This is a genomic window from Promicromonospora sp. NPDC023987 (assembly GCF_040639055.1).
GTDB lineage: Bacteria > Actinomycetota > Actinomycetes > Actinomycetales > Cellulomonadaceae > Promicromonospora.
The window spans coordinates 42,796-57,315 of record NZ_JBEZZF010000014.1 but is presented as its reverse complement, the minus strand read 5'-3'; the positions used below and the strand labels follow the sequence as shown (position 1 = coordinate 57,315).

Here is a 14,520-nt window from a genome sequence, read left to right as displayed (position 1 = left end):
GCAGGTCGCTCAGTGCTCCCGCGAGGTGGTTCCCGCGCCGGCCTCGACGGCCTGGCGCTCGGAGCCGTTCAGCTGGTCGTGCTCGCCGTGCGAGTGCGCGGCCTCGACCTCCGCCGGGGTGACAGGTGCCACGCGGTCCTCGTAGAAGAACCGAGACAGTCCGTGCCACCGCTTGTCGGAGCCGTAGCCCTTGCGCTTGACCCCCCGCGCGTCGGTCTTCGGGGCGATCGCCAGCGGAGCGGGCGCCTCGTAGTTGACGCGCAGCCAGCGCTCCTGCTCGTCGAGCGGAGTGTGGACCTCGACGTACTCGCCGTTCGCGTGGCGCACGATCCGGCCGGACTCGTGGCCGTGCAGCACCAGCTCGCGATCCTTGCGCTGCAGCCCGAGGCAGATGCGCTTGGTGATGTAGTACGCGAACACCGGCCCGACGAAGAACAGGACACGGAACACCCAGGTGATCGCATTGATCGACAACGCGAAGTGCGTGGCGATGAGGTCGTTCGACCCGGCAAGCGCCAGGATGATGAACGCCGCCAGGAACGCGACACCCAGGGCCGTGCGCACCGGCTTGTTGCGCGGCCGGTCCAGCACGTGGTGCTCCTTGTCGTCGTTCGTCACCCGCGCCTCGAGGAACGGGTAGACGATCAGGAACGTGAACAGGATGCCGGGGATGACCACGGCGGGCACCAGGACGTTCAACGGGAGCGTGTACCCGGCGATGACCCACTCCGTGCCCGCGCCGGGCATCAGGCGCAGGGAGCCCTCCAGGAACAGCATGTACCAGTCCGGCTGGGCACCGGCGGACACGGGCGACGGGTCGTACGGCCCGTAGTTCCACACGTTGTTGATCGCCATCGTGGCGCCCATCAGGGTCAGCACGCCGGCGACGATGAAGAAGTTGCCGGTCATCTTGGCGACGTACACCGGCAACGCCGGGTAGCCGACCACGTTCTTGTCGGTACGGCCACCGCCCGGGAACTGCGTGTGCTTCTGCAGCACCATGAGGAACAGGTGCAGCGCGATGAGGGCCAGCAGGATGCCCGGGATCACGAAGATGTGCAGCGTGAACAGCCGGGGCACGATGTGGTGGCCCGGGAACTCGCCGCCGAAGACGAAGTACGACAGGGGCGAGCCGATCAGCGGGATCGACTTGATCACGCCGTCGGTGATGCGCAGACCGTTGCCGCTCAGCACGTCGTCAGGCAGCGAGTAGCCGGTGAAGCCGGCGGCGAGGCCCAGGATCATCAGGACGATGCCGACGATCCAGTTGATCTCGCGGGGCTTGCGGAATGCACCGGTGAAGAACACGCGCATCATGTGCACCACGATCGACGCCATGAAGATCAGCGCGGCCCAGTGGTGGATCTGCCGCATCAGCAGCCCGCCGCGCACCTCGAACGACATTTCGAGGGTCGAGGCGAACGCCACGGACATCAGCTGCCCGTGCATGTTGGCCGGGTGCTCGTTCTCGTAGGTCGTGAGCGCCATCGACGGTTCGAAGAACATCGTCAGGAAGAAGCCCGAGGCGATCAGGACCACGAACGAGAACAGTGCGATCTCGCCGAGCATGAAGGACCAGTGGTCCGGGAAGATCTTGCGCGCGAACTCCTTGACGGCGACGCCGATCGAGGTGCGCTGGTCGAGGTAGTCGGCCGCCTTGCCGGCGGGCGTCGTCGGCTTGGCCGGCGCCTCATGCTTGGTGTCGTGGGTCGCGGTGCTCACTTCAGTCGCTCCCAGAAGCTCGGGCCGATGGGCTCGGCGAAGTCGTCCTGCGCCACGAGGTAGCCCTCGTCGTCAACGGTGATCGGCAGCTGCGGCAGCCGGCGGTTGGCCGGGCCGAAGACGACCTTCGCGCTGTCCGCGATGTCGAACGTCGACTGGTGGCAGGGGCACAGGAGGTGGTGCGTCTGCTGCTCGTAGAGCGCCACCGGGCAGCCCACGTGCGTGCAGATCTTCGAGTAGGCGACGATGCCCTCGTACGACCAGTCCTCGCCCTCGGGCGACTGGTCGGTCCGGAGGTCCTCCGGGTTGAGGCGCACCATCAGGACCACGGCCTTCGACTTTTCCGTGATCCACTCGTGCGTCTCGCGGTATGCCTCGGTGGTCTCCGGGACCACGTGGAACACCGAGCCCACCGTGACGTCGGTGGCCTTGATGGGACGACCTGACGGGTCGATCGCGAGGCGCATGCCGCGCTTCCACATCGTGTGCTTGAACTTGGAGATGTTCCAGTCACCGCCCACCGAGCCGATCAGCGGCACGGCGATGGCGAGCGGGAACAGCGCCAGGGCACCGAAGAACGCGCCCTTGAGCATGCCGCGGCGGCCGACGACGCCCGAGTCCGCGAGGCCCTCGTTCAGGTCGTTGATCGCGGTCTCGCGGTCCTCGCCCTGCGTCGCGAGCGTGTGGCGCTCCTGCACGTACTCGTGGTCACCCATGAGCGCCTTGGCCCAGTGGATGCCTGCGATGCCGATGCCGAGCAGCGACACCGCGAGACCGAGGCCCAGCAGCAGGGTCGACAGCCGGACGCCGGCCGCCGTGCCGTCCGGCGGGACCATCATGTAGGCGACGATCGAGCCGATCGTGCCGAGGATCGACAGGACGAACAGGAGAGTCACTGTCCGCTCCGCGCGCTTGGCGGCACGGGGGTCCGTGTCGGTGAGGCGCTTCTTGTGCTCCGGGACGCCCGGGTCCTGGAACCGCTCCGCGGGCCCGACGGCGGTGCCCGTCTCCTGGGACACCGTCACGTCGGCGGAGGTGTTGCCCAGGTCCTTCTGGTTCTCGTTCTGGTTCTCGCTCACGAGGACTTCGCTCCGATCCACACCGCTGCGCCGATGAGCAGGCCCATGCCGACCACGAACGCCCACAGACCCTCGGACACCGGTCCGAGAGCACCGAGTGAGGCGCCGCCGGCCGAACCGTCGCGCTGCTCGACGAGGAAGGAGATGATGTCGCGCTTCTCCTCGGGGTTGATGTTCGCGTCGTTGAACACGGGCATCGACTGCGGACCGGTGAGCATCGCCTGGTAGAGGTTCCGCTCGGACGTGTCCCACAGCGGAGGCGCGAACTTGCCCTCCGAAAGAGCACCGCCGGCGCCCACCGCGTTGTGGCACATGGCGCAGTTCGTCCGGAACAGGGCCATGCCGTTGGACGGGTCACCCTTCGAGGCGTCCACCTGCTCGTCCGTGGGGATGGCAGGGCCGGCGCCCAGCGAGGCGACGTACGCGGCCAGGGCCGCGGTGTCCTCCTCGCCGAACTGCGGCGGCTTGGCCTCGGCCTGCGGGCCGTTCATCTGCATCGGCATCCGCCCGGTCGACACCTGGAAGTCGACGGCAGCTGCGCCGACGCCGACCAGGGACGGCACGCCGTCGGTACCTTCCGCGTTCGAGCCGTGGCACGTCGCGCAGTTGGCCTGGAACAACTTCTTACCGGTCTCGATGTCCGCGGTGCTGACGGTCTCGGCCTGAGCCGTACTCGGAGCCAGGGCGGCGTAGACGCCGCCCGTGGTCAGCAGCGCCAGCAGCAGAAGCACGACCGGAGCCAACCGGTGGTGCCTGCGGGCGGCGAGTGCCTTCACGAAAATGTCCTCGTCTCGCTGTGAGTGTTTGAGCTTCTCTGTTATGAACCTATGCCACCGCACGGGCCACGCCGACACACGCCAGGGGGCGTGGTCGCTACGGGGTCACTGCAGCAGGTAGATCACCGCGAACAGCGCGATCCACACTACGTCGACGAAGTGCCAGTAGTAGGACGTGACGATCGTGGTGGTGGCCTCGTGGTGACCGAAGCGCTTGGCGGCGAAGGAGCGGCCGAGCACGAAGAGGAATGCGATCAGACCGCCGAGCACGTGGAGGCCGTGGAAGCCGGTGGTCATGTAGAAGACCGAGCCGTACGCGCTGGACGAGATCGTCAGGCCGTGCCCGACCAGCTCGGCGTACTCGAAGATCTGGCCGCCGATGAAGAACGCACCCATCACGTAGGTCATCGTGAGCCACTCCTGCATGCCCCACGTCCAGAACTGGTAGAGCTTCCCGGAGCGCGACGGCTTGAACTGCTCAGCCTTGAAGACCGCCCACTGGCAGGTGAAGGAGGACAGCACCAGGACGATCGTGTTGATCGTCGAGAAGGTGATGTTCAGCTTGTCCGCCTGCAGCGCCCACTCCTCGGCCGGCATGGTCTGCCGGACCGTGAAGTACATGGCGAAGAGCGCTGCGAAGAACATGAGCTCGCTCGCGAGCCAGACGATCGTCCCGACCGAGACCGGGTTCGGACGATTGACTGTCACGTGCTGGTGCGTGGGGTTGGCTGCAGCCGTTGCGGTCGACACGACAGCCATTATGGCCGACGTTGGAGCGTCCCGAACGCCGAAGCGCCCCGGGCGCTCGCGTCGAATCTCACAAAGTCCTTCCAACGCCCTACCTGCGACGTCTCTTGCTGACGCCATTCGGCAGAGTGCCATGAAAAGAGCGCGGACAAATCTGCCGTGCGAGCGGGGACTGTGCCACGATCGACGCATGACCGGCATGACGACGGATGTGACCAGCGCAGGTACGAGCGGTATCGAGTCCGACAGAGCGTCCGACAGAGCGTCCGGTGGAGCGACGTCGAACCCGCGAGTCCTCCTGTACAGCGACGACCGCACTGTGCGTGAGCAGGTGCGACTCGCCGTCGGCCCGCGCCTGCACGCAGGTGCGCCTGACATCGAGTGGACCGAGGTCGCGACCCCCGCCACGGTGGTGGACAAGGCCGACAACGAGAAGTGGGACCTGCTCGTCCTCGACGGTGAGGCCGACCAGACGGGCGGCATGGGCCTGTGCCGTCAGCTCAAGAACGAGATCTACGAGTGCCCGCCGGTGCTGATCCTCACCGGCCGCCCGGAGGACGCGTGGCTCGCCTCCTGGTCCCTGGCCGACGGCGTGGTCGCGCGCCCCCTCGACGCCATCAAGGTCCAGGAGGCAGTCGCGAAGCTCCTGGCGGGTCCCGCGTGAACCTCGAGGCACCCACGTGGTCCGGCCTGCTCGCCGGGCTGATCACCGGGTTCGATCTGAGCCAGGCTGAGGCCGGCTGGGCGATGGACCAGGTGATGACTGGCGAGGTCTCCCCCGTCCAGCTCGGCGGGTTCCTCGTGGCGCTGCGCGCCAAGGGTGAGACCGTCGAGGAGCTCGCCGGCCTGACCGACTCGATGGTCCGGCACGCGACCCGGATCGACGTGCCGGGCCCGTCCGTCGACATCGTCGGCACCGGCGGCGACCGCGCGCACACCGTGAACATCTCGACGATGGCGTCCGTGGTCATCGCGGGTGCGGGCCTGCAGGTGGTCAAGCACGGCAACCGGGCGGCGTCGTCGTCGTCGGGCAGCGCGGACGTGCTGGAGGAGCTCGGCATCCGGCTGGACCACACGCCGGAGCGGGTGGCGCGGATCGCCCGCGAGGCGGGCATCACCTTCTGCTTCGCCGCCGCGTTCCACCCGTCCATGCGGCACGCGGGCCAGACCCGCCGGGAGCTGGGGGTACCGACGGCGTTCAACTTCCTGGGTCCCCTCACCAACCCGGCGCAGCCGCGCGCAGCCGCCGTCGGCTGTGCCGACGCCCGGATGGCGCCGCTGATGGCCGGCGTGTTCGCCGAGCGCGGCAAGTCCGCGCTCGTGTTCCGGGGCGACGAGGGCCTGGACGAGCTCGCCGCCACGGCGGGCGCCACCGTGTGGGAGGTACTCCCCGGCACCGAGGGCGGCACGGTCGTCGAGCACCGCCTGGACCCTGCCGCCGACCTCGGCCTCACGCGCATCAAGGTCGAGGACCTGCGCGGCCACGACGCCGCCTACAACGCCGGGGTCGCCCGCGCCGTCCTCGCCGGCCAGGACGGGCCCGTCCGCGAGACCGTGCTGCTCAACGCGGCGTCCGGGCTCGTCGCCGACGGCACGCTGCCCGGTACCGGCTCCGGGACGCTCGTGGAGCGCCTCACCGCCGGGATCGGGCTGGCGGCGCAGGCCGTCGACTCGGGCTCCGCACAGGCCGTGCTGGACCGCTGGGTCGCTGCCAGCCGCTGACAACCCCGCAGGAGCCGGGCACCCATCGGATGCCCGGCCCCTGCGGTCATCGCGGTCCGGTCACTGCTCGACGATCTGGTCAGCCGGAGGCGCCTCGATACCGAGGTCCTCGCCCCACCGGCTGAACTCGGACGTCGAGACGAGCTCCTGCCCTTCGACGGTCATGGTGACCTCCACGCGTGCCGGGCGGTCGGCCTCGTCCAGCGCGTAGACGACGGTCATCTCGCCCAGCGCGTCAAGCATCTCGGGGTCCAGCTGCTCGACCTGCGGACCGGTCACCTTGGCGGGGTCCAGGACGAGGGTGTACAGGTCCACCTCGGCCCCGCCGACGGTGTCCGTCCCGCTCTCCTCGAACGACACGATGGCGTCCTGGAAGCCCTCCAGCTGCGCCTTGGGGTCCGGCGCGTCGGCCATCGCCTGGAACGAGCCCATCGAGGGGTCGCTCATCAGCTCTTCCTCGGTGGCCTCGATGTACTTGCCCTGGGTGAGCTCGCCCATCGAGATGTAATAGGTCTTGTCCACGAGGATCATCGAGAGCTCCATGCCCTCGACGTCCATCGACATCGACATCCGGGGCGACTCCGGGTCGCTGGCGTCCACGTCCATCGGGATGGTTCCGCCGGCCATCCCCCCGGCCTCGGCCAGCGCACCGCTGTAGGACGACTCGATGTGCATCGTGGTCGCGGTCTCCTGTGCGGCTCCGACGCGCTCCACGAACGTCGCCTGTGTGATCTCGGCCGACGCCGGCTCGGACGCAGTGTCCGACGCAGTGTCGGACGCAGTGCCCGACCCTGCGTCGGACGCAGTGTCGTCGGCCGCCGCGCCACAACCCGCCAGGCCGACTGTCAGCAGTCCGGCGCCCGCGAGCGACACGATCCTCTGAGAAATTCGCACGACGTACCTCTCTCGTTCCGCCACCGTGGATGCTCTGGGCGCACCCGTGTCCGGTTGACGACCTTCGATCCAATCAGCCGATCGCAGTGCGCGGTACCCGAGACGGGTGAAGCTGCGGGTGAATTTCGGCCAGGCGGACGAGAAAGGCCGGTCGGTGCGCCCACGGGGCACACCGACCGGCCTCTCTGCTCAGCCGGTCCAGCGTCAGCCGGTACCGGTGTCAGTGCGAGTGGATACCGCTCGAGTACTCGAACACCCAGCCCACGAGCGCGATCACCGCCGCGCAGAAGCCGATGTAGAACACCCACCAGCCCACGGCCAGGCCGAGGAAGCAGATCGCGGCGGAGCCGGCGATCGCCAGCGGCCACCAGCTCCAGGGCGCGTACACGCCCTGGTCGCCTGCGGCGTCCTCGATGTTGCCGTTCGGGTTGTCCTCAGGACGAGCGTCGATGCGCCGGGCCGTCAGGGCCAGGTACGCCCCGATCATCGCCACCAGGCCGCCGACCAGCGGCATGCCCAGGTACCCGACGGGCTCCTGCCAGTCGGTCATGTACCCGTACACCACGCCGGCCAGGACGAAGAAGGGGGTTCCCCAGAGGAACAGTCGGGCCTCGATCTTCATTTGTCGGTCTCCTCGTCCGGCGTGTCAACGACCGTCGTGCTGCTCTGCTGCGGTGTGCCGCCGCCGTCCGCAGCGCGCTGCTGCGCCTGCGTGTCCTGGCCGCGCCGGTCCGCCTCGCCGTAGATGTTGTCGAGGACGCCCCGGTTGTACTCGGGGTGCTCCATCGCCACGACCTCCGGGTGGTGCAGGTCGAAGGCCGGCGACTCCGAGCGGATGCGCGGGAGCGACGTGAAGTTGTGCCGCGGCGGCGGGCAGGACGTGGCCCACTCGAGCGAGCGGCCGTAGCCCCACGGGTCGTCGACGGTGACCATCGGTGCCTTGCGCCAGGTGACGTAGACGTTCCAGAGGAACGGCAGGGTCGACGCGGCGAGGATGAACGCACCGATCGTGGAGACCTGGTTCTCCCAGGTGAAGCCCTCCTGCGGCATGTAGTCCGCGTACCGGCGTGGCATGCCCTCGACGCCCAGCCAGTGCTGGATGAGGAACGTGGTGTGGAAGCCGATGAAGAGCAGCCAGAAGTGCAGCTTGCCCAGGCGCTCGCTCAGCATGCGGCCGGTGAACTTGGGCCACCAGAAGTAGAAGCCCGCGAACATCGCGAAGACGACCGTGCCGAAGACGACGTAGTGGAAGTGCGCCACCACGAAGTACGAGTCGGACAGCTGGAAGTCCAGGGCGGGGCTCGACAGGATGATGCCGGTCAGGCCACCGAAGAGGAAGGTCACGAGGAACCCGATGCTCCACAGCATCGGTGTCTCGAACGTGAGCTTCCCTCGCCACATCGTGCCGATCCAGTTGAAGAACTTCACACCGGTCGGTACCGCAATGAGCATCGTCATGAACGCGAAGAACGGCAGCATGACCGCGCCGGTCACGTACATGTGGTGGGCCCAGACGGTCACCGACAGCGCGGCGATGGCGATGGTCGCGTAGACCAGACCCGTGTAGCCGAAGATCGGCTTGCGGCTGAACACCGGCAGGATCTCGGTGACGATGCCGAAGAACGGCAGCGCGATGATGTAGACCTCGGGGTGACCGAAGAACCAGAACAGGTGCTGCCAGAGGATGGCACCGCCGTTCTCCGGGTTGAAGATCTGTGCGCCAAGACGCCGGTCGGCGCCCAGCGCGAACAGCGCGGCGGCGAGCGGCGGGAACGCCATCAGCACCAGGAGGCTGGTGACCAGCGTGTTCCAGGTGAAGATCGGCATCCGGAACATGGTCATGCCCGGGGCGCGCATCGTGATGATCGTGGTGATGAAGTTGACCGCACCGAGGATCGTTCCGAAGCCCGCCAGGGCGAGGCCGAACACCCATAGGTCACCACCGAGCCCTGGACTGTAGGTGGTGGTCGACAACGGCGCATAGGCGAACCAGCCGAACGACGCAGCGCCCTGCGGCGTGAGGAACCCCGCGGTCGTGATGAGGCCACCGAACAGGTACAGCCAGTAGGCGAACATGTTCAGGCGAGGGAACGCGACGTCGGGCGCGCCGATCTGCAGCGGCATGATCACGTTCGCGAAGCCCGCGAACAGCGGGGTCGCGAACAGCAGCAGCATGATCGTGCCGTGCATGGTGAAGAGCTGGTTGTACTGCTCCTTGCTCTGCACGAGCTGGATACCCGGCTCGAAGAGCTCCGCCCGGATCAGCAGCGCCATCAGGCCGCCGATGCAGAAGAACAGGAACGACGTGATCAGGTACAGGTACCCGATCGTCTTGTGGTCAGTGGACGTGATCCACTTGATGACGGTCCGGCCGAGCGTCTGGCGCCCGGGCGCCAGGCCCGGGATCAGCTCGGTCGTGGTCGCTGCGGACATCAGTGCCCAGCCTCCTCTTCCTCGGCGTCAACCGGGCCTTGTGTCCGGGCGAGGTCCATCCCGAGCTTGCCGGTCTGTCCCTTCGCTGCGAGCTCCGCCATGTGGGCGTCGTACTCCTCCGCGGACACGACCTTCACGTTGAAGAGCATGCCGGAGTGGAACTCGCCGCAGAGCTCTGCGCACTTCCCGGCATACGTGCCCTCACGGGTCGGCGTCACCTGGAACGTGTTGGTCCGGCCCGGAATCATGTCCTGCTTGTACAGGAACGCGGGGATCCAGAACGAGTGGATGACGTCACGCGAGTCCAGCGTGAACTCGACGGTCTCGTCCACCGGCAGGTAGAGCGTCGGGAAGGACTGCGAGGTACCGGGCGCGCCGTCGACCTCGTCCTCCTCGGTGACGCTACCGGGGTCGGCCTCGTGCTCGCCCGAGTCGTAGACGTCCGCGTCGAGATAGTTGAAGTCCCAGCTCCACTGCTTGCCGATGACCTGGATGTGCTCCGTCGCGTTGCCGTCGACGGCCTTGATCGCCGTCACGTCGCGGTCGGTGTACCAGAACAGCACGAGCACCATGATGATCGGCACGGCCGTGTACATGAGCTCGAGCGGCAGGTGGTAGCGCGTCTGTACCGGGAGCTGGTGGTCGTCCTTGCGCTTCCGGTAGGCCGCGATGCACCAGAGCATCAGGCCCCAGGTCACGATGCCCACGGCAAGGGCGGCGATCCACGAGCCGACCCAAAGGTCGGTGATGCGCTCGGTCTGGTTAGTCACCTCCCCGTCGGAATAGCCGGGCAGGTATCCGCGCTGAACGGAATCACTGGCACAGCCGGAGGCCAGGAGTGCGACGCCGACGGCAAGAGCCGACGCGCGCATGATGGCCCGCCGGGTGCGGGTAGGTGGCTGCGAGTGCAAGGGAGGCCTTTCACGTCTCGTCCGGCGCGTCGCACCGGTTTCCTCCCGAGCTCCACGCAGAACCTTCGTCCTCGATGGATGCAGCCTAGCGCGCTCCGGAGCCCCATGATGCCCGGAGTGAGCCCTCCCGGACGTGATCCTCTCCGCATCCGGGTCGCGTATCGACGCTGTTCAGACACCGGCCATGGAGGTGTCAGAACGATCTGCGCGCCCCGTCGGCCGGTACGGGTGCGAAGATCAGGCGAAGGACCGCGGCGGCATGCCGTACGCCGCCGTCGGCGCCCGTCCGTGGGGGCTGACGGGCCGGCCACGGGCACGCTGCCGGCGGACCCGAGCCGCGACACAGGAGCAGGAGGACGTGTGAGCCACGCCACCCCGGGCACCCCCGACCGGGTGCATCTCGACAACGGCGGACGAGCCCCGTGGCACCCGCTCGCCCGGCAGGCCTTCGAGCAGGCCCTCGCCGACGGCTGGGCGGACCCACGCCGGCTGCACGCGGAGGGCCGACGTGCCGCCCGCCTTCTCGACAGCGCCCGCGAGGCGGTCGCCGCGGTGCTCGGCGCACGGACCCAGGAGGTCCACTTCACCCCTGGGCACACCGCGTCGCTCCATGCGGCGGTCGCATCAGCCGCCGCGGCCCGGCGGCGGGCCGGCAGCGCGATCCTCACCAGCGCCGTCGAGCGCTCGGCCCTGCTCCACGCCGCCCGTGCCGCGGGCCGGCCGAGCACGGTCCCCGTCGACCGGCTCGGCCGGGTCGACGCCGACGCGATGGTCGCGGCCGTCCGGGTGCCCGGCTCGGCGCTGGCCGTGCTGCAGCACGCGAACGGGGAGGTCGGCACGGTCCAGCCGGTCGAGGCCGTGCACGACGCCGCACGCGCGGCCGGCGTCCCCCTCCTGGTCGACGCCGGGGCGAGCGTCGGGCACGTGGCAGTACCCGAGGCCTGGGACCTCCTGGCCGCCGACCCCGCCGACTGGGGCGGGCCGGCGGGAGTCGGGGTGCTCGCGGTCCGGCAGCGGGTCCGCACGGCTCCGGTGGGGCCGGAGGACGAGGACCCGTGGGCACCCGGTGGCGTGAGCGTGCCCCTCGCGTTCGCCGCGGCGGTGGCGCTGCAGGCCGTCGAGGCCGACCGGGTGGCGCAGGACGTCCGGCGCCGGGAGCTCGTCGAGCACGTGCGGGAGCAGGTGGCGCGCATCCCCGACGTCGAGGTGGTGGGCGACCCGGACGGCCGGCTCCCCCACGTCGCCACGTTCTCGTTCCTCTACGTGGACGGCGAGGCGCTGGTGACGGAGCTGGACCGGCACGGGTTCGCCGTCGGGTCGGGCTCCGCGTGCACCGCGAGCACCCTCGAGCCGTCGCACGTGCTGGCCGCGATGGGTGTGCTCACGCACGGCAACGTGCGGATCGCCCTGGACCGCGGCACCACCGCCGACGAGGTGGACCGCTTCTGCGCGGTGCTGCCGGACGCGGTGGCTCGGGTCCGCGAGATGCTGGGTGTCGGTGGCCTCTGAGATGTCAGATCCGGTCACTAAGGTGGTGGTGTGGCTGACGCCTTGGTGGACGCGCGCGGGCTGCGCTGCCCCCTGCCCGTCATCCGGCTCGCGGCGGCCGCGAAGGGCCTGCCGGCGGGCACGGAGCTGACCGTGCTGTCGACCGACCCCGCCGCAAGGCTCGACGTGCCCGCGTGGTGCCGGATGCGCGGGCACGAGCACGTCGCGACGGTCGAGCACGTGGCAGTGCCAGGGGACGACGTCGGCGGCTGGGCCGTCACCGTGCGCCTGCGCTGAGCGCAGCCACGCCGTCCGCCCGGGCACAAGGAAGCGGGCCGGTCACCGCGAAGGTGACCGGCCCGCCGTCGTGCAACGTCTTGTCGACGCAGAGCTCAGATCAGGAGAACGATCCGCCGCAGGCACAAGCGCTGCCTGCGTTCGGGTTGTCGATCGTGAAGCCCTGCTGCTCGATGGTGTCCTTGAAGTCGATCGTGGCGCCCTCGAGGTACGGCACGCTCATCTTGTCCACGACGACCTCGACGCCGTCGTAGTCACGCAGCGCGTCCCCGTCGAGCACACGCTCGTCGAAGTAGAGCTGGTAGATCAGCCCGGAGCAGCCACCAGGCTGCACCGCGACGCGAAGACGCAGGTCGTCGCGGCCCTCCTGCTCGAGCAGGCTACGGACCTTGCCCGCGGCGACGTCGGTGACGTTGACGCCGTGGGTCCCGATGTCCGTGGTCGTGTCGGTCATGTCATCTCCCGATCGTGTTCGACATACCGGTAGTCGATGTCTCAGCGGTGCCAACCCATCGGGCCGTCCGTCTGTTCCCGTCGCCGGTCTGTCCTCAGATCGTACGCCCACGGACCGGCCGGGCCGCTCACCCGTCCGGCACTCAGCGCGCCCACCCCGGCGTCCAGGTCCTGGCCACGCGGGCGATGTCGCCGTCGACGGCCTCGTGCACCCCGCTGAGGCCCGCCGTCGACCACTCGCGCCTGCTCACCTCGCTGCTCTCGGTGATCACGACCACGGGGACGGCGTGCGGCGCCGCGGCGGCAGCGGCCTCGACGACGACGCCGCGGTGCAGCGTCTCGCCGTCGAGCCGCGTGACGTACGCCACGACGACGTCGGCGGTGGCGGCGGCCTCGGCGAGCGCCGCGCCCTCCGCACGCGGCAGGGTGGACGGCGCGGGGCCGGGCGCGGTGGGGCCGGGGTGGGCGGGGCCGACGTCCTGCGCCCCGACGCTGTCCGGCCGGCCCACGGGGATCGCCGCACCGGCCAGCAGCACACCCCCGCCGCCGGTGCCGTGGGTCGGCGCGGCGGCGAGCGCGCCGCTCCCGCTCAGCGCTCCCGCCGAGGCCCCGTGGCCGCCCGGTACGCGCACCGCGCGCGCCTCGGTGCCGCTGTGGGGCGCGGCGTCGCGCCACGCGGAGGCGAGTCGCTCGGCGTCGGGCAGGGTCTCGGCAAGCAGCAGCACGTGCACCCGGGCATCGTGGCACGTCCTGACTTCGTGTCACCACCGCGTGTCATGATGGTGACCGTGAGCACCCTGCTGGCTGAACACTCCGGTTTCTCCGAGCCCGCCCCGTCGCCGCTGCTGCTGCTCGGCCAGGGCCGTGACCTGGCCTCCGAGCGTGGCGTGGAGTGTGTGGGCGAGCTGCCCGCACCGAGCGACCCGAACCTCGTCGAACGGGCCCGGGCCGCGCGGGCCGCCCTGGGCAGCCGGGCGTTCGTGCTGGGGCACCACTACCAGCGCGACGAGGTCATCGACTTCGCCGACGTCACCGGCGACTCCTTCAAGCTGGCGCGCGAGGCCGCTGCCCGGCCCGAGGCGGAGTTCATCCTGTTCTGCGGGGTGCACTTCATGGCCGAGAGCGCGGACATCCTCACCTCCGACGCGCAGCAGGTCGTGCTGCCCGACCTCGCGGCGGGCTGCTCCATGGCGGACATGGCGGCGATCGGCCAGGTCGAGGAGGCCTGGGCGGTGCTGCAGGACGTCGGCGTCGCGGACTCGACGATCCCCGTCACGTACATGAACTCGTCGGCCGCGATCAAGGCGTTCACCGGGCGGCACAGCGGCACCGTGTGCACCTCCTCCAACGCCGAGGTCGCGCTGCGCTGGGCGTTCGACCAGGTGGGCGGCATCGACGGCACCGGGAAGGTGCTGTTCCTCCCGGACCAGCACCTGGGCCGCAACACCGCGGTCCTCGAGCTCGGGATGTCCCTCGAGGACTGCGTGGTCTTCGACCCGCGCAAGCCGAACGGCGGGCTGACCGACCAGGAGCTGCGCGACGCCCGGATGATCCTGTGGCGCGGCCACTGCTCGGTGCACGGCCGCTTCTCGGTGCGGAACGTCACCGACATCCGCGCGGCGGTCCCCGGCGTCAACGTGATGGTGCACCCCGAGTGCAAGAACGAGGTCGTCACGGCGGCCGACTTCGTGGGCTCGACCGAGTACATCATCAAGCAGCTCGACGCGGCCGAGCCGGGCTCCTCGTGGGCGATCGGCACCGAGCTGAACCTGGTGCGCCGGGTCGCCAGGGCGCACCCGGACAAGAACGTGCACTACCTCGACTCGACGGTGTGCTTCTGCTCGACCATGAACCGCATCGACCTGCCCCACCTCGTGTGGGCCATGGAATCGCTCGTGGAGGGGCGCATGGTGAACCAGATCGTCGTGGACGCCGACGACGCCCACTGGGCCCGCGTGGCGCTCGACCAGATGCTGGCCCTCCCAGGAATCTGACCCG

Annotated in this window: 15 protein-coding genes; 5 read left to right on the top strand and 10 right to left on the bottom strand. The window is 69.4% G+C overall.

The annotated features are described in order from the left end of the window. Positions 1-9 precede the first annotated feature (9 nt). The 4 genes from AB0F40_RS09245 to AB0F40_RS09230 form a co-directional block, all read right to left on the bottom strand. Complete coding sequence (locus tag AB0F40_RS09245) at positions 10-1,722, bottom strand: cytochrome bc complex cytochrome b subunit (RefSeq protein ID WP_357465921.1); 1,713 nt, start codon at positions 1,720-1,722, stop codon at positions 10-12. Then, complete coding sequence (locus tag AB0F40_RS09240) at positions 1,719-2,747, bottom strand: Rieske 2Fe-2S domain-containing protein (RefSeq protein ID WP_357465992.1); 1,029 nt, start codon at positions 2,745-2,747, stop codon at positions 1,719-1,721. The genes AB0F40_RS09245 and AB0F40_RS09240 overlap by 4 nt, the downstream gene beginning before the upstream one ends. Positions 2,748-2,797: 50 nt before the next feature. Next, on the bottom strand, positions 2,798-3,577 hold the full coding sequence (locus AB0F40_RS09235) for a c-type cytochrome (RefSeq protein WP_357465919.1): 780 nt from the start codon (positions 3,575-3,577) through the stop codon (positions 2,798-2,800). A 105-nt stretch (positions 3,578-3,682) separates the two neighbouring features. Next, complete coding sequence (locus AB0F40_RS09230) at positions 3,683-4,336, bottom strand: heme-copper oxidase subunit III (RefSeq protein WP_357465917.1); 654 nt, start codon at positions 4,334-4,336, stop codon at positions 3,683-3,685. Positions 4,337-4,514: 178 nt separating this feature from the next. Here AB0F40_RS09230 and AB0F40_RS09225 point away from each other — a divergent pair, with 178 nt between their 5' ends. Both AB0F40_RS09225 and trpD read left to right on the top strand, forming a co-directional pair. Next, positions 4,515-4,988, top strand: a complete 474-nt coding sequence (locus tag AB0F40_RS09225) for a hypothetical protein (protein WP_357465915.1) — start codon at positions 4,515-4,517, stop codon at positions 4,986-4,988. Beyond that, a complete protein-coding gene (gene trpD, locus AB0F40_RS09220) occupies positions 4,985-6,046 on the top strand; it encodes an anthranilate phosphoribosyltransferase (protein WP_357465913.1) in 1,062 nt (353 codons plus the stop codon). The genes AB0F40_RS09225 and trpD overlap by 4 nt, the downstream gene beginning before the upstream one ends. Positions 6,047-6,106: 60 nt before the next feature. On the opposite strand, the gene AB0F40_RS09215 is transcribed toward trpD, so the two are convergent. The 4 genes from AB0F40_RS09215 to coxB form a co-directional block, all read right to left on the bottom strand. Beyond that, entirely contained in the window at positions 6,107-6,940 is an 834-nt protein-coding gene (locus AB0F40_RS09215) for a hypothetical protein (protein ID WP_357465911.1), read from the bottom strand. Positions 6,941-7,160: 220 nt separating this feature from the next. Beyond that, positions 7,161-7,562, bottom strand: coding sequence for a cytochrome c oxidase subunit 4 (locus AB0F40_RS09210; RefSeq protein ID WP_357465909.1), 402 nt, complete (start codon positions 7,560-7,562; stop codon positions 7,161-7,163). Next, positions 7,559-9,373: a cytochrome c oxidase subunit I gene (gene ctaD / locus AB0F40_RS09205; protein WP_357465907.1), complete on the bottom strand. Its 1,815-nt coding sequence runs from the start codon at positions 9,371-9,373 to the stop codon at positions 7,559-7,561. The genes AB0F40_RS09210 and ctaD overlap by 4 nt, the downstream gene beginning before the upstream one ends. Beyond that, the gene (coxB, locus tag AB0F40_RS09200) at positions 9,373-10,284 is read right to left on the bottom strand and encodes a cytochrome c oxidase subunit II (protein WP_357465905.1); all 912 of its coding nucleotides are present in this window, start codon (positions 10,282-10,284) and stop codon (positions 9,373-9,375) included. Before coxB ends, ctaD begins: the two co-directional genes overlap by 1 nt. A 360-nt stretch (positions 10,285-10,644) precedes the next feature. Between coxB and AB0F40_RS09195 the strand changes: the two genes are divergently transcribed. Together AB0F40_RS09195 and AB0F40_RS09190 are read left to right on the top strand one after the other, a co-directional pair. Beyond that, a complete protein-coding gene (locus AB0F40_RS09195) occupies positions 10,645-11,793 on the top strand; it encodes an aminotransferase class V-fold PLP-dependent enzyme (RefSeq protein ID WP_357465903.1) in 1,149 nt (382 codons plus the stop codon). Positions 11,794-11,823: 30 nt separating this feature from the next. Further along, positions 11,824-12,069 (top strand): sulfurtransferase TusA family protein, encoded by a 246-nt coding sequence (locus AB0F40_RS09190; RefSeq protein WP_357465901.1) that lies wholly within the window; start codon positions 11,824-11,826, stop codon positions 12,067-12,069. Positions 12,070-12,169: 100 nt separating this feature from the next. On the opposite strand, the gene erpA is transcribed toward AB0F40_RS09190, so the two are convergent. After that, on the bottom strand, positions 12,170-12,523 hold the full coding sequence (gene erpA / locus AB0F40_RS09185) for an iron-sulfur cluster insertion protein ErpA (protein WP_108495706.1): 354 nt from the start codon (positions 12,521-12,523) through the stop codon (positions 12,170-12,172). A gap of 142 nt (positions 12,524-12,665) precedes the next feature. Beyond that, positions 12,666-13,253, bottom strand: coding sequence for a hypothetical protein (locus AB0F40_RS09180; protein ID WP_357465899.1), 588 nt, complete (start codon positions 13,251-13,253; stop codon positions 12,666-12,668). Positions 13,254-13,301: 48 nt separating this feature from the next. Here AB0F40_RS09180 and nadA point away from each other — a divergent pair, with 48 nt between their 5' ends. Further along, on the top strand, positions 13,302-14,516 hold the full coding sequence (gene nadA / locus AB0F40_RS09175; protein WP_357465990.1) for a quinolinate synthase NadA: 1,215 nt from the start codon (positions 13,302-13,304) through the stop codon (positions 14,514-14,516). Positions 14,517-14,520: the final 4 nt, after the last annotated feature.